Origin of the sequence: Pseudomonas chlororaphis, assembly GCA_001023535.1 — a bacterium.
Taxonomy (GTDB): domain Bacteria; phylum Pseudomonadota; class Gammaproteobacteria; order Pseudomonadales; family Pseudomonadaceae; genus Aquipseudomonas; species Aquipseudomonas chlororaphis_E.
In genome coordinates this window covers 5,844,469-5,866,306 of sequence record CP011020.1, presented here as the reverse complement: position 1 = coordinate 5,866,306, position 21,838 = coordinate 5,844,469, and the positions used below count along the sequence as shown (strand labels likewise).

General features: G+C 64.1%; 21 protein-coding genes. 5 read left to right on the top strand and 16 right to left on the bottom strand.

All coding sequences use genetic code 11. The features are described from left to right. The first annotated feature begins 33 nt into the window (after positions 1–33). Positions 34–738: a transcriptional regulator gene (locus tag VM99_25595; GenBank protein AKK01272.1), complete on the top strand. Its 705-nt coding sequence runs from the start codon at positions 34–36 to the stop codon at positions 736–738. A 42-nt stretch (positions 739–780) separates the two neighbouring features. On the opposite strand, the gene VM99_25590 is transcribed toward VM99_25595, so the two are convergent. The 8 genes from VM99_25590 to VM99_25555 all read right to left on the bottom strand — a co-directional run bounded on the left by VM99_25590 (position 781) and on the right by VM99_25555 (position 8,898). Then, a complete protein-coding gene (locus tag VM99_25590) occupies positions 781–2,100 on the bottom strand; it encodes a protein kinase (protein ID AKK01271.1) in 1,320 nt (439 codons plus the stop codon). A gap of 103 nt (positions 2,101–2,203) precedes the next feature. Further along, positions 2,204–3,250, bottom strand: coding sequence for a spermidine/putrescine ABC transporter substrate-binding protein (locus tag VM99_25585; GenBank protein ID AKK01270.1), 1,047 nt, complete (start codon positions 3,248–3,250; stop codon positions 2,204–2,206). A gap of 17 nt (positions 3,251–3,267) precedes the next feature. Continuing rightward, positions 3,268–4,383, bottom strand: a complete 1,116-nt coding sequence (locus tag VM99_25580) for an FAD-binding oxidoreductase (GenBank protein AKK01269.1) — start codon at positions 4,381–4,383, stop codon at positions 3,268–3,270. After that, positions 4,380–5,735, bottom strand: coding sequence for a (2Fe-2S)-binding protein (locus VM99_25575; protein ID AKK01268.1), 1,356 nt, complete (start codon positions 5,733–5,735; stop codon positions 4,380–4,382). Before VM99_25575 ends, VM99_25580 begins: the two co-directional genes overlap by 4 nt. A 172-nt stretch (positions 5,736–5,907) precedes the next feature. After that, entirely contained in the window at positions 5,908–6,198 is a 291-nt protein-coding gene (locus VM99_25570) for a ferredoxin (GenBank protein AKK01267.1), read from the bottom strand. A 7-nt stretch (positions 6,199–6,205) separates the two neighbouring features. After that, the gene (locus tag VM99_25565; protein ID AKK01266.1) at positions 6,206–7,000 is read right to left on the bottom strand and encodes an ABC transporter permease; all 795 of its coding nucleotides are present in this window, start codon (positions 6,998–7,000) and stop codon (positions 6,206–6,208) included. Positions 7,001–7,006: 6 nt separating this feature from the next. Next, entirely contained in the window at positions 7,007–7,858 is an 852-nt protein-coding gene (locus VM99_25560) for an ABC transporter permease (protein AKK01868.1), read from the bottom strand. Between the two features lie 14 nt (positions 7,859–7,872). Then, entirely contained in the window at positions 7,873–8,898 is a 1,026-nt protein-coding gene (locus tag VM99_25555) for a spermidine/putrescine ABC transporter ATPase (GenBank protein AKK01265.1), read from the bottom strand. A gap of 244 nt (positions 8,899–9,142) precedes the next feature. On the opposite strand from VM99_25555, the gene VM99_25550 reads away from it, so the two are divergent. After that, positions 9,143–9,979: an IclR family transcriptional regulator gene (locus VM99_25550; protein AKK01264.1), complete on the top strand. Its 837-nt coding sequence runs from the start codon at positions 9,143–9,145 to the stop codon at positions 9,977–9,979. Between the two features lie 149 nt (positions 9,980–10,128). Here VM99_25550 and VM99_25545 read toward each other — a convergent pair whose 3' ends face one another. Then, entirely contained in the window at positions 10,129–10,881 is a 753-nt protein-coding gene (locus VM99_25545) for a transmembrane anti-sigma factor (protein AKK01263.1), read from the bottom strand. After that, positions 10,878–11,384, bottom strand: coding sequence for an RNA polymerase subunit sigma-24 (locus VM99_25540; protein AKK01262.1), 507 nt, complete (start codon positions 11,382–11,384; stop codon positions 10,878–10,880). The genes VM99_25545 and VM99_25540 overlap by 4 nt, the downstream gene beginning before the upstream one ends. Positions 11,385–11,551: 167 nt before the next feature. Here VM99_25540 and VM99_25535 point away from each other — a divergent pair, with 167 nt between their 5' ends. Continuing rightward, the gene (locus VM99_25535; GenBank protein ID AKK01261.1) at positions 11,552–12,634 is read left to right on the top strand and encodes a catalase; all 1,083 of its coding nucleotides are present in this window, start codon (positions 11,552–11,554) and stop codon (positions 12,632–12,634) included. Beyond that, positions 12,631–13,167, top strand: coding sequence for a cytochrome B561 (locus tag VM99_25530; GenBank protein AKK01260.1), 537 nt, complete (start codon positions 12,631–12,633; stop codon positions 13,165–13,167). Before VM99_25535 ends, VM99_25530 begins: the two co-directional genes overlap by 4 nt. A gap of 58 nt (positions 13,168–13,225) precedes the next feature. Here the strand turns inward: VM99_25530 and VM99_25525 are convergent, their stop codons facing one another. Then, a complete protein-coding gene (locus tag VM99_25525) occupies positions 13,226–14,377 on the bottom strand; it encodes a hypothetical protein (protein ID AKK01259.1) in 1,152 nt (383 codons plus the stop codon). A 485-nt stretch (positions 14,378–14,862) separates the two neighbouring features. Beyond that, complete coding sequence (locus tag VM99_25520) at positions 14,863–15,210, bottom strand: hypothetical protein (GenBank protein ID AKK01258.1); 348 nt, start codon at positions 15,208–15,210, stop codon at positions 14,863–14,865. A gap of 130 nt (positions 15,211–15,340) precedes the next feature. Between VM99_25520 and VM99_25515 the strand changes: the two genes are divergently transcribed. Continuing rightward, complete coding sequence (locus VM99_25515) at positions 15,341–15,970, top strand: Cro/Cl family transcriptional regulator (GenBank protein ID AKK01257.1); 630 nt, start codon at positions 15,341–15,343, stop codon at positions 15,968–15,970. Between the two features lie 29 nt (positions 15,971–15,999). On the opposite strand, the gene VM99_25510 is transcribed toward VM99_25515, so the two are convergent. The 4 genes from VM99_25510 to VM99_25495 form a co-directional block, all read right to left on the bottom strand. Beyond that, positions 16,000–17,949 (bottom strand): 3-methylcrotonyl-CoA carboxylase, encoded by a 1,950-nt coding sequence (locus VM99_25510; protein AKK01256.1) that lies wholly within the window; start codon positions 17,947–17,949, stop codon positions 16,000–16,002. Beyond that, the gene (locus VM99_25505) at positions 17,946–18,764 is read right to left on the bottom strand and encodes a gamma-carboxygeranoyl-CoA hydratase (GenBank protein ID AKK01255.1); all 819 of its coding nucleotides are present in this window, start codon (positions 18,762–18,764) and stop codon (positions 17,946–17,948) included. The genes VM99_25510 and VM99_25505 overlap by 4 nt, the downstream gene beginning before the upstream one ends. A 12-nt stretch (positions 18,765–18,776) precedes the next feature. After that, the gene (locus tag VM99_25500; GenBank protein ID AKK01254.1) at positions 18,777–20,381 is read right to left on the bottom strand and encodes a methylcrotonoyl-CoA carboxylase; all 1,605 of its coding nucleotides are present in this window, start codon (positions 20,379–20,381) and stop codon (positions 18,777–18,779) included. Between the two features lie 99 nt (positions 20,382–20,480). Next, entirely contained in the window at positions 20,481–21,644 is a 1,164-nt protein-coding gene (locus VM99_25495) for an isovaleryl-CoA dehydrogenase (protein ID AKK01253.1), read from the bottom strand. Positions 21,645–21,838: the final 194 nt, after the last annotated feature.

Sequence of the window (21,838 nt, the reverse complement as noted above, 5' to 3'; positions counted from 1 at the left end):
GATGTCTCGGCGCGTCAGACAAGAGAGTGAGTGATGGGCGCACAGTGGAAGGTTAAACACAAAGAAGCGGCTGCGAACGCCAAGGGCAAGATTTTCGGCAAGCTGGTGAAGGAAATCACCATTGCCGCGCGCAACGGCGCCGATACAGCGACCAACGCGCACCTGCGCCTGGTGGTCGAGCAGGCGAAAAAGGCCTCGATGCCCCGCGAGACCCTGGAACGTGCGATCAAGAAAGGTTCGGGCCAGCTCGGTGAAACCGTGCAGTACCACCGTGTCACCTACGAAGGTTTCGCGCCGCATCAGGTGCCGCTGATCGTTGAGTGCGTGACCGACAACATCAACCGCACCGTTGCCGAGATCCGTGTGGCCTTTCGCAAGGGCCAACTGGGGGCTTCGGGTTCGGTGGCGTGGGACTTCAACCATGTGGGCATGATCGAAGCCGCGCCGGACAGCCCGGATGCCGATCCGGAACTGGCCGCCATCGAGGCCGGTGCCCAGGATTTCGAGCCGGGGGAAGAGGGCGCGACCCTGTTCCTCACCGACCCTGCCGACCTCGACGCCGTGCAGAAGGCCTTGCCGGAGCAGGGTTTCACTGTGTTGTCGGCCAAACTGGGCTACCAGCCGAAAAACCCGGTCAGCGGCCTGACCGACGAGCAGATGGCTGAAGTCGAAGCCTTCCTCGAAGGCCTCGACAACCACGATGACGTGCAGGACATGTTTGTCGGGTTGGCGGGGTAAGCAGCCCTTTGGGTGGCGAGGGAGCACGCTTCCTCGCCGCGGTCAGCGTTTCAACCCGCTCAAAAGCGCTTCAATTTCCTCGAAACCCGGTCGCGCCAGCACCTCCGGCTGACAGCAACGTGACTGCAAGCCTTGCAACGTTGCCTGCATCGCCCCCTCGGGCGTCGGCTCGATGCGCGCCAGCAGTTCCCCCAGCAAGATCCCGAAGGCACGCACTTCGATGCGTTGCAGGGCACGCGTCTGCACGGTGTCGGTGGTGGCGTGGAACGACGCTGCGCCAAAATCCCCCAACAGGCAGTCGCCCTGGTCATTGAAAAGAATGTTGTGAGCGTACAGATCGCCATGGGTGATGCCCTGGCGGTGCAGGTGGGCTGCCACCGCAGCGATGCCGTGGGCGATGCGCAAGGCGGCGGGCGCATCGAGGCGCAATTCGTCGGCGTACACATCGCGGGTGCACGAGGCCAGACTCGGCAGCCCGGCGAGGTTGCGGTAGCGGGGCTCGATCAGCGCCATCACCAGCCCGGCCTGTTGCTCGGGATGCCCGACGACCTGGCCCAACACCTCAATCAACTGCGGATGCCGGCCCGCGGTGATGCAGGCATGCATTTCATGCAGGGGCGAGCCGTCGCTGGTCATCTGGCCTTTGTACAGCTTCACCGCGACGGTCCGAGGCGCCTGGCCCGGCGCCTGCCACAGCGCTTGATGGATCACGCCCGATGCACCCTCGCCCAGGGTGTGTTGCAGAGTCAGTTGCGACCAGTCAATGGGCGTCGTGGTGCTCAATGCGGCGAGGTCGGCCTGGGTTTCCAGCGGGTTGCCGGCGTAGGCCAGCCAGCTGAGGCGCGGCAGTTGCAGCAGGCCGGGCGGCAGTTCGTCCAATTGATTGGCGGCGATGCGCAGCAGCTCGAGACGTTGGCACTGGCCCAGGCTGGCCGGCAACTGGCGCAGGCGATTGCCGGCCAGCATCAGTTTTTGCAGGTCCGGGCGTTGGCCCAGCTCATCGGGTAACTGGCTGATGCAGTTGTCCGTCAGGATCAGCCAGCGCAACTTCGGCGGCAGGGCGGCGCCCGTGACACGCTCGATGCGGTTGGCCTTGAAACCGACCATGGTCAATGCGTCGCATCGACCCAGGCATTCGGGCAGTTCGGTGAAGCGGTTGTCCGAGCAGAACAACACCCGTAGACGGGTCAGCCGATGCAGGTCGTCGGGCAGCGCGTCGAGCTGGTTACCGCTGAGATTGAGGATCTCGAGCGTGTCGGCCAGGTCGAAGATTTCCGGGGGAAACTGTGTCAGGCCGCAGGCCAGGTCCAGGCGGGTGACGCCCGAGAGCTGGCCGGCGCGAAGTCGTGTGAGGGTATCCATGGGGAGCGGTCGCTGTCGATCCAGAAGCGTCTGATGCCCGCTATTCTGTTACAAAACCCTGTGGCGAGGGAGATAAATCCCCTCGCCACACGCGCCATACCGGTTAGCGCTCGACGCTGCGGTTCCACCGCGCATTCCAGGCGGGGCGCTGTTCGTTGACCTGGTCCCAGTCCACGGCAATGGCGGTTTCCAGGTATTGCTTCATCGCTTGTACCTGGCCACGGGTCTTGTCGGTGGTCGGGGTGTTGGGGTTGGACGGGATCTGGTCGCCTTCTTCCAGGGCAATGGCCTGGGCTTCAGGCGTCAGCAGGAAGGCGGCGAGTTTCTGCGCCAGTTCGGGTTGGGTGTTCTGGGCGATGGTGCATTCGGCGACGTTGAGGACCACCGCGCCTTCCTTCGGCTGCGCGTATTCCACCGGCATGCCCTTGAGTTTCAGCGCGGTCACCTGGGTCGGCGTGAGCGGGAACAGCGCCGCTTCGTCGGTCTGCAGCATTTCAGAGATCTTCGCCGAGCTTGGAATGTACTCCAGCACGTTGCGCCCGACGGTGTTCGGCCAGGCCTTGAAGCCCGGTTCGACGTCATTTTCACTGCCGCCCTGGATCCGGTTGAACATCAGGAAACCGTGCAGGCCGAAGGTCGACGAGGCCATCGACTGGAACACCACTTTGTCCTTGAAGCGCGGGTCGGCCAGGTCCATCCAGGAGGTCGGCGCGCTCCAGCCCTTTTCCTTGAACAGCCGCGTGTTGTAGGCCAGCCCCGTCACCCCGAGGCTGACGGCCACGGCCTGGTCCTTGATACGACCCTTGGCCGGGATCTGTGCCAGGGTCGGGCTGTCTTCGAGTTTGTCGCACAGCCCCATGGAGATGGCGCGGTACATGATGCCGTCATCGAGGAACATCACGTGCATCTGCGGGTTGCCTTTGCTGGCCTGGACCTTGGCCAGGATGTCGGCGGACGTACCGGGCACGATCACCACCTTGACGTTGTTGGCTTTCTCGAAGGCCGGCAGGACCTTGTCGGCGTAGAGCCGTTCCATGGTGCCGCCGTTCATGCCCAGGTAAAGCGTTGGCTCGGCGTATGCCTGGCCGGCGGTGAGCGATGCGCTCAAGCAGGCACAACCCAGCAGTGCAGTGCGTTTGACGTTATTCATGGCGCGACCTTCCTCTATCAAGCAACGGAGATGGAGTGAAACCGGGTGATGGAAAACGCATCCAGCGGCGTGCTCGACGCGCCGCTGCAGATGATCTCGGTGAGCGCCTGGCCCACCGCGGGGCCGATCTGGAAGCCGGCGCCGGCAAAGCCGAACGCATGCAACAGGCCGGGTTGGGTGCTGCTGGGGCCGATCACCGGCTGGCGATCGGGCAGGTAACCTTCGGTGCCGCTCCAGGTACGAATCGCCTGGGCGCCTTCCAAAAATGGATAGAGTTCCACGGCCTGGCGCAGGATTTCGACCACGGCATTCTGCCCGGGCCGGGCGCGGGCTTCGTCCAGTGCAAAACCCTGGCCGCCGCCCAGGACACAATTGCCCCGTGCGACCTGGCGTGCGTAAATCCCGCCGCCTTCGACGCCAGTGCTGGCATCCATGACCACGGGCAGGGGTTCGGTGACCAACATTGCCGGATGCCCGGCGTGCATCGGCACCGCTTCGCCGAATTGCGCGGCGAAGTGGCTCGCCCAGGCTCCGGCGCAGTTCAGCAACCAGGGCGCATGGAGCACCAAGCCAGGCCGGGTTTGAACGGTGAAGCGATGGCCGTCATGGTCCACGCTGTCGACGGCGCATTGTTCGTGCACTTGTGCGCCGTGCCGGCGGGCGGCCTGGGCAAAGGCCGGCGACACCAGGCGCGGATTGGCGTGGCCGTCATCCGGGCACAGCGATGCCCCGACCGCCACGGCGCCGACCCACGGGAAGCGGGCACGCAATTGATCGCGATCGAGCAGTTGCAGGTCGAGGCCGAAGCCCTGGCTGCTGGCGGCATAGTCGTGCAGGGCGCGAAGATCGTCGAGGCTGCGGGCCAGTTTCAGGTGGCCGCTGCGCTGGTACTCGCCGTCGATGCCGATCAACTGGGGGAGCTGGCTCCAGATTTCATGGGCCCGTTGCGACAACGGCAGTTGCGACAAGGGACGACCCTGGCGCCTGACGCCACCGTAGTTCACGCCGCTTGAGTGCGACCCGCAGAAATCCCGCTCCAGCAGCGCCACCCGGCGTCCGGCCCGACTCAGGAACAACGCGGCCGAGGCGCCCACGATGCCGCCGCCAATGATCACTACGTCGACGTCGTTCATGGCGCCACCTCCAGGCCGAACGGCACGGGTTTGATGGGCGCCTGGGCCCGCAGGCGGCCGATGTCGGAGACCGGGCGGCCACTCTCGCAGGCAATGATTTCCGCCGCCGCGGCGCCGCACATACGGCCCTGGCACCGGCCCATGCCGACCCGGCAATGGGCCTTGACCCGGTTGATCTCCCAATGGCCTTCGCCCACCACCCGGCGAATGTCACCGACGCTGACTTCTTCGCAGCGGCAGATCATCAGCTGATCGGCGGCGTCGGCGGCCCAGCCTTCGGGGAAGGCAAATGCGCGCTCCAGGCCTTGCCGGAACCGGCCGATGCGCTCCAGGGCTTGCTCCAGTTGGTGGCAGCGCTGCGAATCGATCCGGTAGCCAAGGTCTTCGAGCAGGGCCAAGGCGGCGCGCTCCCCGGCCATTTCCGCTGCGTCGGCGCCCATGATGGCGGCGCCGTCGCCGGCCAGGTAGACCCCGGGGACACTGCTACGCCCGGCACCGTCGCGTTGCGGCAGCCAGGCGCGGTTGAGGGGGTTCCAGGAAAACCCGCAGCCGAGTAGGTCGGCCAGCTGGGTTTCGCTGCGCAAGCCATGGGCGAAGGCCACCGCGTCACACTCGAGGGTGTGCTCGCCCTTGGCGTTGTGCCAGCGCAGCGATTGCACCCGGCGTGTGCCGTCGATGCGCGACAGGCGGGCGCCTTGCCGCACCTTGATGCCGTGGGCCGTCAGCCAGGCGCGGTAATACAGCCCCTTGGCCAGGGTGACGGGCTGAGCCAGCAAGCCGGGCAGAGCGCGGACCTGGGCGCTGAGCGGTGAACTGTCGAGCACGGCGACCACCTGGGCGCCCGCGCGGGCGTACTGATACGCCACCAGATACAACAGAGGTCCGCTGCCGGCGAACACCACTCTTTCACCGATGGCGCAGCCCTGGAACTTCAGGGCGATCTGCGCCGCGCCGAGGCTGTACACCCCCGGCAAGGTCCAACCCGGCACGGGCAGGATGCGGTCGGTGGCGCCGGTGGCGACGATCACGCTGGCGTATTCGAGGCGCTCGGCGCGCCCTTCGTGCAAGGTGTCCAGAAGACCGCCCTCGGCGTTCCATACCAGTGTGTCGGGACGGTAATCGAGCTGTTCGCGCAGGTCGTCGAGGGTCTGGTGCAGGGCATTGGCCTTTTGCGCCTCGAAGCCATAGAGCTTGGCTGGCGAGCGCTTGAAATTGGCCGGTTGGCGCCGATAGATCTGTCCGCCGCCGCGGGCTGCCTCGTCCAGCAGAACGGGGTAGACACCGTGGGCGACCAGGGTTTGCGCAGCACGAATACCGGCCGGGCCCGCGCCGATGATGGCGATGGGTTTCATGGCCACCTCCTCGGTTGGGGGTGGGGATTTGCGGCGCGGGTGAAGCCGCCTTCGCGGGCAAGCCCGTTCCCACAATGATCTAGTGGTGATCCTCGATGCTGTGTTCGCCACCCATTCCCTGTGGGAGCGGGCTTGCCCGCGAAGGCGGCGGCACATTCAACGAAGGCGGCGCTCATACGCGCCGCCCCGGTTCACGGCTGATCTGATGGCCTGCTTCGAGCAGGGTCGAGCAGGCCCGGACGCGGCGGCCGTCGCCCAGGCGGACCCAGCAATCCTGGCAGGCGCCCATCAGGCAGAAGCCGGCCCGGGGTTCGGCGCTGAAGTCGCTGCCGCGCAGATGGTCGCTGCAGGTCAACACGGCCGTGAGCAGGGTGTCGCCCAACAGGCCGGTGGCCGGTGCGCCGTCGAGGGTAAAGTGCAGGGCCGGGCGGTCGCCTTCGGCCAGTCGTTTCAGCAGAGCCATGGCGCCCTCATTGCTTACCTACCAGGACCCGATCCAGGCCATAGACCCGATCGAGCAGAATCATCGTCAGTGCCGTGAGCGCGATGACCAGGGCCGATACCGCCGCCATCATCGGGTCGATGGATTCAGTGGCGTAGACGTACATGCGCACCGGCAAGGTCTGCGTGGCCGGCGAGGTGACGAAGATCGACAACGTGACCTCATCGAAACTGTTGATGAACGCCAGCAACCAGCCCCCGGCCACCCCCGGCAGAATCATCGGCAGGGTGATTTGCCGAAACAGCGTAAAGCGCCCGGCCCCCAACGATTGCGCGGCCTGCTCGGCACTGCGGTCCAGGCCGATGGCCGAGGCGAGCACCAGGCGCAGTACATACGGCGTGATCACCAGCACGTGGGCGAAGATCAGCCAGGTGAAATTGCCATTCACGCCCATCAGGGCAAACAGACGCAGCAGCGCCACCCCCAGCACCAGGTGCGGAATGATGATCGGCGACAGGAACAGGCCGTTGAAGAAGTCCCGGCCGGGGAATTCGAGCCGGGTGATCGCCAGGGCCGCCGGCACCGCGATCACCGTGGCCAGCGAGGCGGCGCAGAACGCCAGGATCAGGCTGTTGTAGAACGCATCGACAAAGTCTGCGCGTTCGAACACGGCGCGGAACCAGCGCAACGAAAACGTCGTGGTCGGCAGGCTCAGGGTGTTTTCCGGGGTGAAGGCCACGAGGCACACCACCACCAGCGGCGCGAGCATGAACACCACCACCAAGGCATGGAACAACAGGGCGAAAGGACCGTTCCTGGACATGACGAATTACCCCAATGACTTCTTGTAGCGGCCTTCGATCATGCGGTTCCACGAGAGCATGATCAGCAGGTTGAGCAGCAGCAGCGCGACGGCGATGGCGGCTCCCATGGGCCAATTGAGTTCCGACAGGTACTGGTCGTAGATCAGCGTGGCGACCATTTTCAAGCGACGCCCGCCGAGCAGTCCGGGGATGGCGAACGAGCTGGCGGCGAGGCCGAACACGATCAGCGTGCCCGACAGCACGCCGGGCATGATCTGTGGCAGCACCACCTGACGGATCACCGTGAACTGACTCGCCCCCAGCGACAGCGCGGCCTGTTCGGCGGCGGGATCGAGTTTCTGCAGCGAGGTCCAGACCGGGATGATCATGAACGGCAGCATCACGTGGACCAGGGCGATGACCACGGCAAACGGGGTGTAGAGCAGCTTCATCGGTGAGCCACCGAAGGCCTGCAGCGTCTGATTGACGAGGCCGTCGGCGCCGAGCAGCAGGCTCCAGCCGAAGGCGCGGACCACCACGGATATCAGCAACGGCGTGAGGATCAGGATCAGGAAAATCGAGCGCCACGGCGCGCCCATGCGACTGAGAACGTAGGCTTCGGGCACGCCGATGAGCACGCACAGGAGGGTGGTCAGCGCACTGATCCACAAGGTGCGCAAAAAGATCTCGTAGAAGTACGGGTCACCGAGCAGGCTGGCATAGTGGTCGACGGTGTAGGCGTTGCTGTCGATACCCGAGCCGTAGTCGAAGACATTGAACGACAGCACCAGCGTCAGGCCCAGCGGGACGACCAGCAGGCCCAGGTACCAGGCCAGGGCCGGCGCGGACATCAGGTAGCCGTTGCGTGCGCGGCGCATGGCCGCGATCCACTTCACGCCGGCACCTCGTCGTGGCTCAGCACCCGCAGCAACGCCGGGTCCCAGTCCAGGCCCACCGCGGTGCCTTCGGCCAGTGGTGCACCGCCGTCGTTGCGCCGAACCACGCACAGTTCGCCGAGGCTGGTCGAGACGCCGTACAGCCATTGGCTGCCAAGAAAAAAGCGACTGGCCAGGGTGCCTTGCAGTCGGCCGGAGCCGGCGGGGCAGAGGTCGATTTTTTCCGGGCGCAGGCTCAGCGTCAGGTCGCCCTGGCCGTGGAGCGAGGCCTGGACGACGCCGTTGCTGTCGCGCTCGCCGGGCAGCAGGTTGGCTTTGCCGACGAAGCCTGAAATGAATTCGGTGCGCGGGTGTTCGTAGAGGGTGTAGGGCGCGTCGACTTGGGTGATGCGCCCGGCCTGCATCACCACGACGCGGTCACTGATGGACAAGGCTTCGGATTGGTCGTGGGTCACCATCAACGTGGTGATCCCGACTTCGCGCTGGATGCGGCGGATCTCGTACTGCATTTCCTCGCGCAGGTTGGCGTCGAGGTTGGACAACGGCTCGTCGAGCAGCAGCACCGGGGGTTCGATCACCAGCGCCCGGGCCAGGGCCACGCGTTGGCGCTGGCCGCCTGACAGCTCCCGGGGATAACGGTCGGCGTGCAGGTCCAGGCGTACCAGTTTCAGCACCCGCGCGACCCGTTGTTGCAGGTCCGCCTGGGGCACCTTGCGCATGCGCAGGCCGAAGGCGACGTTATCCCTGACGGTCATGTGGGGGAACAGGGCGTAGCTCTGGAAAACCACTCCCAGGCCACGACTGGCGGGCTTGGCGTGGGTGATATCGCGGCCGTCCAGCAGGATGCGCCCGCTGCTGACTTCGACGAAGCCGGCGATCATTTGCAACGTGGTGGTCTTGCCGCAGCCGGAGGGGCCGAGCAGGGAGACGAATTCACCTTTGTCCACCGAGAGGTCGGTGGCGACCACGGCGTCGATGTCGCCGTAACGTTTGCCAAGTCCTTCAAGTTGCACGAAAGCCATCGCTGCGCTCCACCTGGAATTGTTATGCGTCGCCGTAAGGCGCGCTTTTTTGTATGGGCAGATACGAAAAAAGTGCTGCGGGTGCGTTGGCGCTCGACGTGGGTCGGCTGCCGCTGTTGTTCGAATCGCCCCTGTATGGACGCAGAGTAGGACGAAGAATAGGATGGGCTCAATGATCTATTTCATTGAGGCGATGACTATTTTCAGTTTCATTCGTTGAGTAAATTTCTTGCATGGATATTGAATGAATAATTCCACTGATCGGAATAATGAAAAGAGTGAAGTGGGCGTAGGCGCTGTCTCCCGGCTGTTCGCCGTGTTGCGCAGCCTGGGCGACACCGTCGAGGGTGGCGAACGGGTGACCCAGCTGGCCCAGCGCATCGGGTTGTCCCAGCCGACGACCCATCGCTTGTTGCGCAGCCTGATGGACGAGGGCATGGTCGAGCAGGACGCGCGCACCAAGCGCTACCGGCTGAGCCTGGACTTCTTCGCCCTGGCCGCCCGCGCAGGCAACACCGGCAATCTGCGCGAACTGGTGCGGCCGGCCATGCTGCGGCTGTCGGCGTCCCTGGGGGATTCGTTGTTCCTGCTGGCCCGCAGCGGGTTCGATGCCATCTGCCTGGACCGCAGTGAAGGGCCGTTCCCGATCCGCACGTTCACCGGCGACATCGGTGGCCGGGTGGCGCTCGGCGTGGGCCAGGGCAGCCTGGCGATCCTGGCGTTCCTGCCGGAGGAAGAGCGCGACACGGTGATTCATTACAACCTGCCGCGGCTCAAGGATTTCCACCTGTACGACGAAGTCTTCCTGCGTTCGGAAGTGGAGAACGTGCGTGCCCAGGGTTACGCCGGGCGCAACACCGGCGTGCTGCAGGGCATGGCCGGCGTGGCGGTGCCGATCCTGGACCGCGATGGCCGAGCCGTGGCGGCCTTGAGTGTGGCGACGATCAGCGACCGCCTGGGCCCTGATCGCCTGCCGACGGTGGTGGAAATGCTCAAGCGCGAGGCGGCGTCGATCGGGCCGCGAATCAACCCGTTCGACCCACTGCTGCGCCGGCCTTCGCAGGTGTTTGGACAGGGTTGAGGCCGTCCGGGCTCCTTGTGGAAGCGAGCTTGCTCGCGAAGGCGATGGCCGCAACACAATGAGGTTGGCTGACACATTGCCTTCGCGAGCAGACTCGCTTCCACAGAGCAGGGCGGTGGCATCCGTGGTTCAGGACTTCCCCGTCGTGATCAGAAGTTCAGGGTCTGTTTGAGCCGCTGCGTTGTCGGCGTGTCGCTGGGGATGACCATCGCGTAGTTGTACCCCGGCCCGGACCAGTACTCGGCCTGCAGTTCGCCGTCGCGACGGCTGCCGCGCGGCAGCAGGAAATTCTTCGGGCCTGGTGGGCGCACGTAGAAGCTGATCTTTTCCCCGGTCGGGTCCTGGTAGACCACCATGGCCGCCGCGCCTTGTTCGGTGCTGAGCAGGCGGCCGCTGACCGGCTTGAAGCCGGCATTCGACAGGTCCGGCAGGCGGTTGGCCTGGGTGAAATAGCGGTCGAGCCAGGCTTGCATGCTGTGCTCATCGCCCGTCTGGTAATCGGCCGGCAAGACGCCTTGCTGGGCGAACAGGCGGTACGCCTGCAAGGCGTCGGCCATGGGCGCGGCACTTCTGAGCAGGGTCATCTCCCGCGCCTGCCAGCCGCTGAATCCCCCGACGCTGACGGCCAACAGCAATACCGCCGCGCTGGCCAGGTGACGCCGGAGCCGGTGATTGAGGCGCCGGCGAATCATCGCCGGGTCGAGGGCTGGATTGGCCGGTTGTTGCAGCGTGCTGCCGAGGGCCGTGCGCAAGTGTTGCGCGTCCTGTTGCCAGGCCCGGACCCGGGCGGCGACTTCGGGATGATGGGCGAGGTAGGTTTCCACCAGGCGTCGGTCGGCTTCGCTCAGTTGGCGATCGACGTAGGCGTTCAGGTCGTTGTCGTTGGGGGGCATGTTGATCATTTGAGTATCCGCAGGGCAGGGCGGGTGATTTCGCCATCGCTGAGTTGGCGCAAGGCCTGGCGAGCGCGGGACAGCCGGGACATCACCGTGCCGGTCGGCACGCCGAGGATGTCGGCGACTTGCTGATAGCTCAGGCCTTCCACCGAGACCCACAGCAACAGTGCACGCTGTTCGGTCGTCAGTTGATCGAAAGCCTGCAGGGACGCCTGCGCGATCACGCTGCGTTCGGCCGAAGGGTGGGCCTCGTCGCGGCCGGTGAAAAATTCGAGCATGCGTGCATACCGTCGGGAACGGCGATGGGCATCGAGAAACTGCCGGTAAAGAATCGAAAACAGCCAGGCCCGCAGGTCGCCTTCCCGACGCTTGTCGCCCCATTTTGACAACGCCCGTTCCAGGCATGCCTGCACTAGGTCGTCGGCGTTGCTCGGGTTGCGCGTCAGCGACACGGCAAAGCGCCGGAGCCTGGGGATGAGTTCGCGCAACTGTTCATCGAGTTCGTTCATGGGAGTGTCGCTTCTGGGGCAGTCACTGCGCCGGGACTGGAAAGACGACCGACGAACGAGATTATTCCAGCGCGGGAAAAATAAATACGAGGCGTGGGAATAAACCTGCTGGCCCTTCGTCTGACGGGTCCATTTCCTCAAACGGCCTTGAGCCTTGGAGCTTCGTCATGGTTGACCCTTCCTCCTCATCGAGCAGGCCGCCGCTGGGTGCCGCCGGCCTGACCCTGCGCCTGGCCGGCATTGGCGTGATTGTCGCGGCGCTGGCCGGGGCTTTTGCCTACGTCAACGGCACCCTCGACCCACAGCGTCTGACGCCCAATGCCTTGGTCAACGTGCTGGAAAAAAACAACGGCGTGCATCCGGGCTTTCGCCGCAATCACTCGAAAGGTGTCTGCGTGGCGGGTTATTTTGAAAGCAGTGGCGAGGCCGCGGCCTATTCCAGTGCCCAGGTCTTCACGCAGCCGCGCACGCCAGTGGTCGGGCGTTTCGCCTTGCCCAGCGGCAACCCGTATGCACCGGACGCGAGTGTCCCGATTCGCAGCCTGGCGCTGCGGTTCACCCAGGAAAACGGCCAGCAATGGCGCACCGGCATGAACAGCATGCCGGTGTTCCCGGTGGGCACGCCCGACGCGTTCTACCAGTTGCAACAGGCTCAATCGCCGGATCCGGCCACGGGAAAACCGAACCCTGCCGCGGCGCCGGCGTTCTTTGCCGCGCACCCGGAGGCCACGCCGTTCCTGCAATGGATCAAGACCGCCAAGCCATCGGCCAGTTATGCCACCGAGACCTATAACGGCATCAATGCCTTTTACTTGGTCAACCCTGCCGGCCAGCGCCAGGCGGTGCGCTGGGGCGTGGTGCCGCAGAGCCAGGACGCCGCGGATGCGACGCTGCCCCAGGGGGCCGATTTCCTTGAGCAGGATCTGGTGAAGCGGCTCGCGGCCGGGCCACTGCGTTGGCAGTTGAGGATGACCCTGGCCGATCCGGGCGACCCGGTGAACGATGCCAGCAAGCCCTGGCCGACGGAGCGCAAGGTGATCAATGCCGGTACGCTGGTGCTGGAACGCTCCCAGGCGCAGGACCAAGGCGAGTGCCGCGATATCAACTATGACCCGCTGATCCTGCCAGCCGGCATCGAAGGGTCCGATGATCCATTGTTGGCGGCGCGCTCCGCTGCGTACGCCACTTCCTACCTGCGGCGCACCAGCGAAGTGAGCCAACTGCCCGCCACCCAGGAGGCCCGCCCATGAGCGCCCCTCGTCACTTTGCTCCGCTGGCCCGACTGCTGCACTGGCTGATGGCGCTGATGATCATCGCCATGTTGTTCATCGGCGCCGGCATGGTCGCCTCGGTGTCCGAACGTCATGAATGGTTACTGCAACTGCACAAACCCTTGGGCATCGCGATTCTGCTGCTGGTGATCGTGCGCCTGGTGGTGCGCTTCAGTACTCGGCAACCAGCGCTGCCGGCCGATCTGCCGGGTTGGCAGGTGCTGGCGGCCAAGGCTTCGCATGTGCTGTTGTACGCCTTGATGCTGGTGCTGCCGCTGTTGGGCTGGGGCATGATTTCAGCGGCGGGTGACCCGGTGATGCTCGGCCATTGGCTGCAACTGCCGTCGATCCTGCCGGCGCATGCGCAGACCTTCGCCCTGTTGCGCAAGGCTCATGGCTACCTGGCTTACCTGTTGTTCCTGACGGTGCTGGTGCACCTGGCGGCGGCGTTGTTTCACGCCTGGGTGCGTCGGGACGAGGTGTTGGACAGTATGTTGCGCGGCAAGGGTTGAAACATCGGTGGCGAGGGCGTTCTCTCCCTCGCCACCGATCATGGGGACCGGCGCAGGATCAGCGCAATTCGTCGACCAAATCGCCCAGGGTGCTCAATACGTCCTTGCCCAACTGCATCGAGCGTTTGCCGGACCAGCCGGTGAGCGGGTTCGGATGATCGTTGTGGTCCTTGAACGGCATTTCCAGAGTCAGTGACAGGCAGTCGTATTTCTGCCCGACCGCGTTGCAGGCCAGCGTCATGTTGGCCTGGCCCGGTTCGTCGCGGACGTAGCCGTGGGTGGTCTGGAAGTCTTTGGTCTGGTGCTTGAGGTGGCTGCGAAAGCGTTCTTCAAGGTGGGCGATACGCGGGGTGTAGCCGGGGTTGCCCTCGCAGGCGGCGGTGAAGACGTGGGGGATTTCCTCGTCGCCATGCACGTCCAGGAACAGGTCGACGCCGTACTTTTCCATCTGCTGCTGTACGAAAAACACCTCGGGGCTGATCTCCGGGCTGGCGTTCTGCCAAGCGCGGTTGAGGTCCTGGCCATTGGCGTTGGTGCGCAGGTGCCCATGGAATGCGCCGTCCGGGTTCATGTTAGGCACCAGGTACAGGTCGGCCTTGTCCAGCAGCCGGTTCAGTTGCGCATCATCCGTGTGCTGGAGGCGCTCGATCACGCCTTCCATGAACCACTCGGCCATGTGTTCGCCGGGATGCTGCTGGGCGATGATCCAGATCTTGCGCCGGCCGTCGCTGCCATTGCCCTTGCGCAGCAGCTGGATGTCACGGCCTTCGACGCTCTTGCCCACGGCCAGCAGCTCGGTGCCGGCCTTGTGCAGTGCCTGTTCGATCAGCCAGTCGTGACGGCCACGGCTGTAGGGTTCGAAGTAGGCGAACCAGGCGTGGGGCTGTTCGGCTTCCAGGTGAAAGCGCAGGGCGTCACCCTCGAACTGGGTCGGAATGCGGAACCAGTTGACGTGGTCGTAGGACGCGACGGTCTGGTAGCCGGTCCACGCCTTATTGTACGACGATTGGCTGGCATTGAGCAGGCGGAAGGAATATTCCTGGCCGACATGCAGGCCGCTGGCCTTGAAGTGGAACCACTGCAAATGCGGGCTGCGGGTATCGGGCCGGATCTTGAGCAGCGACTGCAACGGGTTGCTGATGTCGACGACTTCAATGTTGCCGCTGTCAAAGTTGGCGCTGATATCGAAGGAAGATTTAGCCACGGTCACGATTCCTGAACAGGATTTTATGGCCGTTACTTTACACGCTGGGAAGGGAAAGTCAGGACGATTTACATCAAGCAAAGAGCGGGGGCGTCCTCCCTGGACGCCGAGTCAGCTTAGAGAGTCCGCAATTGATTCTCAAGTGCTGGCAATCGATCGTTTCGGCTTGCGCGGACGGGGATGCTTGAAAATAGATGTTCATTTGCTATCATCGCCGCCAACAGATTCAGCGACACCCAAAGACTTCATTAGCCTGAAGCCATAAGCCGAAAATCGGCAAAAAAAAAGACCCGGCAAAAAGCCGGGTCAAAAACCGTGATTAGCCTGATGAGGAGATATTCCAGAAGTCCGACCAAGGTCTTCTGGGCTATCGACTGATCTCGCGACCAGTTGATACAATAATAATCATTATCATTTGCAAGTCAAATGGTTTTATCGCATCGATTGGAAAAATTTTCCTGTTGTCCGCGTTCCGCGCCAACCTTCCCTTGCTACGCCTGACGAGTCGGGTAGCCATCCAGGGATCGGTCGAGCATCACCTTGACCAGATCAATCATGTGCACTACCGAGAAGGCCAGGTCGCGGCTGGAACCGTCCAATCGGTTGGCGGATTCGTGGGCCGTGGCCGCCGCGCAGCGCAGCAGGTCGCACGCGTGGACCAGGGCTTCCTCCGCGCCGATGTTGTGGTTGACGTCGAAGAAGCGATGTTCCGCCGGGGCATTCGACACACCCGGTTTCAAGTAGTGATCGAGCGCGCGTTGCGCCGCCGGGCAGTCCTGCAATGGCGTGAATGAGCTGTCGTACGGGGTGTTGGGCTGTTCCTTGTTGGAAGTGTCCATGGTCTCGCGGTTCTCCGTGTGGGGGCTGAAAATCCTGAATCCAGAATAGTACCCATCGTAATTGTGACGATAATTTAAATACTACATTTTGTGTTTTGATGGTCGGAGCCAGCCACGTATCGTGCCGCACATGGATAAATGGATAGAGTTGGTCAAGGCCAAGATGAAGGAGCTGCACATCACGCAAGTGGTGCTGGCAGAACGGTTGGGAATGTCCCAGGGCGGCGTCGGCCATTGGCTGACCAAGCGCCGGCAACCCAGTGTCGACGACATGAATCGGGTCCTGCAGGAGCTGGGGCTGGAATTCCTCGAAGTGGCGATGGTGATTCGCGAACCGGACACCTCCACGGAGGAGGGCCTGGCGCTGGCGCAGAAGTACAACCCGTACTTCCGTTACCCGGTCAGTGAGTGGCACCAGGTCGGCCATGTGCGCGAGGGCGAGATTCGCTATGAGCTGACGGATTACCACGCCCAGGGCGAAGCGTTCTGGCTGGTGGTGATGGGCGATGCCATGACCGCCCCGAGCGGCCTGAGCATTCCCGAGGGCATGTCGATCCTGGTGGATCCGGCGATCGAAGCGGTGCCCGGCAAGCTGGTGGTGGCCTACTTGCCTGGCAGCAGCGACGCGACCTTTCGCAAGCTGATCGAGGAGAGCGGCCAGCGTTACCTGGTCCCGCTCAATCCGACTTACCCGAAAAGCCTGTACACCAAGCAATGCCGCATGATCGGCGTGGTGGTGCAGGCCACCATCCGTTTCTGAGCGCATCGGCCCTGCAAGCGGGCCGATGACTACTCTTCGAACGCCACCAGCGCGCTGCCTTCGCTGACCATTTCGCCTTCCTGGCAATACAGCGCCTTGATCACGCCGGCCTGGGGTGCACGAATGCTGTGCTCCATCTTCATTGCTTCGAGCACCACCAACTGGGCCCCGGCCTCTACCGCTTGGCCCGCGCTCACCAACACCCGCACGATGCTGCCGTTCATGGGCGCCGTCAGGCCCCCTTGATGGCTGTGGCTGGCTTCGGCGGCGGCCAGTGGGTCGTACCGGTCGATCCGATGCAGGTCGCCTTGCCATTGCAGATACACGCTGTCGCCCTGGCGAATGGCACGGTGGCTGCGACGCAGGCCGTTGTGCTCGAGGGTCAATCGCTCGTCGACGAGTTCGACGCCTGGGATGTTAGGGACCAGCGTGATCGCACGGTCTTGTCCTTCGCAGTTCAAGTGCAGGCTGGTTTCCCCTGGCAATCCCAGGCGCAAACCGCTGGTGTGGGCCCAAGGCGAATGCACGTCGTCGCCACGCACCTGCGGTGCCAGGCCCAGGGCAAATGCCTGGGCCGCTGCGAACCAGAAGTCGTCATCCAGTTCGCCGGGTTCTGGCAGCAATTGCGTCTGGTAGCGTGGGATAAATCCGGTGTCCAGTTCGGCTGCCGCGAAGGCCGGGTGGGCCACGATGCGGCGCAGAAAGCCGATGTTGGTCTTCAGCCCGCCGATGGCGAACTCGTCGAGCATGCTCAACAGCCGCAATCGCGCCTGCTCGCGATCTTCGCCCCAGGCGATCAGCTTGCCGAGCATCGGGTCGTAGAACGGCGAGATCTCATCGCCTTGCGCCACGCCGCTGTCGACCCGCCGACCCGGCCCGTCGGCCGATTCGCGATACAACGCCAGGCGCCCGGTGGCCGGGAGAAAATCGTTGGCCGGGTCTTCGGCGTACAGGCGCACTTCGATGGCGTGGCCCAGCAGCGGCACCTGGTCCTGGGTGATCGGCAACGGCTCGCCTTGGGCGACGCGGATCTGCCAGGCCACCAGGTCCAACCCGGTGATCGCTTCGGTGACCGGATGCTCGACTTGCAACCGGGTGTTCATTTCCATGAAGAAAAACTCGCCCCGCGAATCCAGCAGGAACTCCACCGTGCCGGCGCCGACGTAGCCGATCGCCTGGGCCGCGCGCACGGCCGCTTCACCCATCGCCCGGCGCAAGGTCGGGGTCAGGCCAGGGGCGGGGGCTTCTTCCACCACTTTCTGATGGCGACGCTGGATCGAGCAGTCGCGTTCATTGAGGTACAGGCAATGGCCGTGGCGGTCGGCAAAGACCTGGATTTCCACATGGCGTGGCTTGAGCAGGTACTTTTCCACCAGCATCCGCGAGTCGCCAAACGAAGATTGCGCCTCTCGCTGGGCCGAGGCCAGGGCTTCGGCCAACTGGCTGACGTCCTCGACGACCTTCATGCCCTTGCCGCCACCACCGGCCGTGGCCTTGAGCAGCACCGGATAGCCGATGCGTTCGGCGGCGTCGCGGAAGGTTTCCAGGTCCTGGGCCTCGCCGTGGTAACCCGGCACCAAGGGCACGCCGGCAGTTTCCATCAGGGCTTTGGCCGCGGACTTGCTGCCCATGGCATCGATGGCCGAGGCCGGTGGGCCGAGGAAGATCAGCCCGGCGTTTTCGATCGCCCGGGCGAACCCGGCGTTTTCGGACAGGAAGCCATAGCCGGGGTGGATCGCCTGGGCACCACTGGCCTGGGCCGCGGCGATCAGTTTGTCGATCTGCAAGTAACTGTCGGCGGCCTTGCTGCCGCCCAGGTCGACACGGATGTCGGCTTCGCGGCTATGACGGGCATCGCGATCGGTGGCGCTGTGCACGGCCACGGTGGTCAGGCCCATGGCCTTGGCGGTGCGCATCACGCGGCAGGCGATTTCACCACGGTTGGCCACCAGCAGTGTGGTGAGGGTGGGGGCGCTCATCGACGTGGCTCCTTGTTATTCGACTCGGCTTGCCAGTTTGGCGCGCGCTTTTGCAGAAAGGCGCGCAGGCCCTCCTGGCCCTCGGGGCTGACACGGATGCGGGCGATGGCGTTTTCGGTGTAGCGTCGCAGCGCCGGGGTCAGGGCACCGTGGCCGACCTCACGCAGCAAGTCCTTGCTGGCGCGCATGGCCGCCGGGCTGTTGAGCAGCAGGTTGTCGATCCATTGTTCGAGGTGATGATCCAACGCCTCGGCCGGGTAACTTTCCGACAGCAAACCGATCTCCCTCGCACGCTGTCCGCCGAAACGTTCCGCGGTCAACGCGTAGCGCCGGGCGGCCCGTTCGCCGATGGCCTGGACGACGAACGGGCTGATGACCGCCGGCGCCAGGCCAATGCGCACTTCCGACAGGCAGAACTGCGCCTCGTCGGCACCAATGGCCATGTCGCAGGCGCTGATCAGGCCCAGCGCACCGCCAAAGGCGGCGCCCTGCACGACGGCCAGCGTGGGGATCTTCAGCTTGGCGAGGTTGTACATCAGCTCCGCCAGTTCCCGGGCGTCGTCGAGGTTGGTGTGGTAGTCGAGCTCGGCCGATTGCTGCATCCAGGCCAGGTCGGCGCCGGCGCTGAAATGCTTGCCGCGGCCACGGATCAGCAGGAAGCGCAGGTTCGGATCGCTGCCGACCTGATCCAGGGCGAGGATCAGTTCACGGATCATCTGGGCATTGAACGCGTTGTTCTTCGACTCACGACTGAGCCACAAGGTAGCGAAACCGCGTGGGTCAGTGATCAATTCGAGGGTGTTGAAGTTATCCATGGGCATTCCCCGTTACATCCGGAACACGCCGAAGCGGCTCGATTCAATGGGCGCGTTGAGTGAGGCCGACAAGGCCAACCCCAGTACGTCGCGGGTCTGGGCCGGGTCGATGACACCGTCATCCCACAGCCGTGCGCTGGAATAGTAGGGGTGGCCCTGTTCTTCGTACTGGTCGAGGATCGGTTGCTTGATCTCGGCTTCCTGTTCGGTGCCGAACGGGTGGCCACTGCGCTCGGCCTGTTCGCGCTTGACCTGCACCAGCACGCCGGCCGCCTGTTCGGCACCCATCACCCCGATCCGCGCATTCGGCCACATCCACAGGAACCGCGGGTCGTACGCGCGGCCGCACATGCCGTAGTTGCCCGCGCCGAAGCTGCCGCCGATGATCACGGTGAACTTCGGCACCTGGGCGCAGGCGACGGCCGTGACCAGTTTCGCTCCGTGCTTGGCAATGCCGCCGGCTTCGTATTTCTGGCCGACCATGAAACCGGTGATGTTCTGCAGGAACAACAGGGGAATGCCGCGCTGGCAGGCCAGTTCGATGAAGTGCGCGCCTTTCTGCGCAGCCTCGGCGAACAGGATCCCGTTGTTCGCCAGGATGGCCACCGGATAGCCGTGCAAGTGGGCAAACCCGCAGACCAGCGTGGTGCCGAACAGCGCCTTGAACTCATCGAACACCGAACCGTCCACCAGGCGCGCGATCACTTCCCGGACATCGAAGGGCTGCTTGGGGTCTGCCGACACCACGCCGTACAGCTCGTGCGCCGCATACAGCGGGGCGATGGGCTGGCGCCGCTGCACGTCGCCGAGTTTGCGCCAGTTCAGGTTGGCCACGCTGCGGCGGGCCAAGGCCAGGGCATGTTCGTCGTTATCGGCGTAATGGTCGGCCACGCCAGAGATCTTGCAATGCACGTCGGCACCGCCCAGGTCTTCGGCGCTGACCACTTCACCGGTGGCGGCCTTCACCAGTGGCGGGCCGGCGAGAAAAATGGTGGCCTGCTGGCGCACCATGATTGCCTCGTCCGCCATGGCCGGCACATAGGCGCCGCCGGCCGTGCAGGAGCCCATGACCACGGCCAATTGCGGGATCCCCTGGGCGCTCATGTTGGCCTGGTTGAAGAAGATCCGGCCAAAGTGCTCGCGGTCCGGGAACACTTCATCCTGGCGCGGCAGGTTGGCACCGCCGGAGTCCACCAGGTAGATGCAGGGCAGGCGATTCTGCTGGGCGATGGCCTGGGCACGCAGGTGTTTCTTCACCGTCAGCGGGTAGTAGGAACCGCCTTTGACGGTCGCATCGTTGGCGACAATCATGCATTCGACGCCTTCCACGCGACCGATCCCGGCAATCACGCCGGCGGCGGGAACGTCCTCGCCGTACACGTCGTGAGCGGCGAGGGGGCTGATTTCCAGGAACGGCGAACCGGGGTCGAGCAACCGGTTGATGCGCTCGCGTGGCAGCAATTTGCCCCGGGATGTGTGCCGCTCTTGAGCCTTGGCACCACCACCTTGCTGGACTTGGGCGAGCAGGGTGCGCAGGGCCTCGACCTGTTCGAGCATCGCGTCGCGGTTGGCGACGAACTCCGGCGAACGTGGATTGAGCTGGGTGTGCAGAATCATGGGCTACTCCGTAGCAGCTCTAAGCTTCAAGCCACAAGCTGCAAGCAGGAGCGCGGTTCGCTTGCCGCCTGAAGCTTGCGCCTTGTAGCTGACGAAAAATCATTTTGTTTCGTTGAACAGTTCGCGACCGATCAGCATGCGGCGAATCTCACTGGTGCCGGCGCCGATTTCGTACAGCTTGGCGTCGCGCAACAGGCGACCGGCCGGGAATTCATTGATGTAGCCGTTGCCCCCGAGGATCTGGATCGCATCGAGGGCCATTTGCGTGGCGCGTTCGGCGCTGTAGAGGATCACCCCGGCGGCGTCCTTGCGGGTGGTTTCACCGCGCTCGCAGGCCTGGGCCACCGCATAGAGGTAGGCGCGGCTGGCATTGAGCTGGGTGTACATGTCGGCGACCTTGCCCTGGATCAGCTGGAATTCGCCGATGCTCTGGCCGAACTGCTTGCGGTCGTGGATGTAGGGCACGATCAGGTCCATGCAGGCCTGCATGATCCCGGTCGGGCCGCCGGACAGGACCACGCGCTCGTAGTCGAGCCCGCTCATCAGCACTTTCACGCCGCCGTTGAGCACGCCGAGGATGTTTTCTTCCGGCACTTGCACGTCATCGAAGAACAGCTCGCAGGTGTTGGAGCCGCGCATGCCGAGCTTGTCGAATTTGTTGCTGCGGCTGAAGCCTTTCCAGTCGCGCTCGACGATGAACGCGGTGATGCCGTGGGGGCCCTTTTCCAGGTCGGTCTTGGCGTAGATCACGTAGGTGTTGGCGTCGGGGCCGTTGGTGATCCAGGTCTTGCTGCCGTTGAGGACGTAATGGTCGCCACGTTTGTCGGCCCGCAGTTTCATCGAGACCACGTCGGAGCCGGCGTTGGGTTCGCTCATGGCGAGCGCGCCGATGTGTTCGCCGCTGATGAGCCTGGGCAGGTACTTGGCTTTCTGCTCGTGGGTGCCGTTGCGGTTGATCTGGTTCACGCACAGGTTGGAGTGGGCGCCATAGGACAGGGCCACCGACGCCGAGCCGCGGCTGATTTCTTCCATGGCCACCACGTGGGCCAGGTAACCCAGGCCGGCGCCGCCATATTCTTCCGGCACGGTAATGCCCAGCAGGCCCATGTCACCGAACTTGCGCCACAGGTCGGCGGGAAACAGGTTGTCGAGATCGATCTGAGCTGCCCGCGGGGCGATTTCCTTGGCAACGAAGGCTTGCACCTGTTCGCGCAGCATGTCGATGGTTTCGCCGAGGGCAAAGTTCAGGGATGGGTAGCTCATGGGACACCTTTGGCTTTTTTGTCGGGTGCGGAGAGGGAAGGGCTCGCTCTCACCTTGACGTTAACGTAAGCCTGCTATAAATGCCTGTCAATCACCTTTACGTTAACGTCAACTTGGTCCAGAGTAAGTGCGCTTTACAGCTCTTTGTGGCGAGGGAGCTTGCTCTCTCGCCACAAAAGCCTGTGTGCACACGG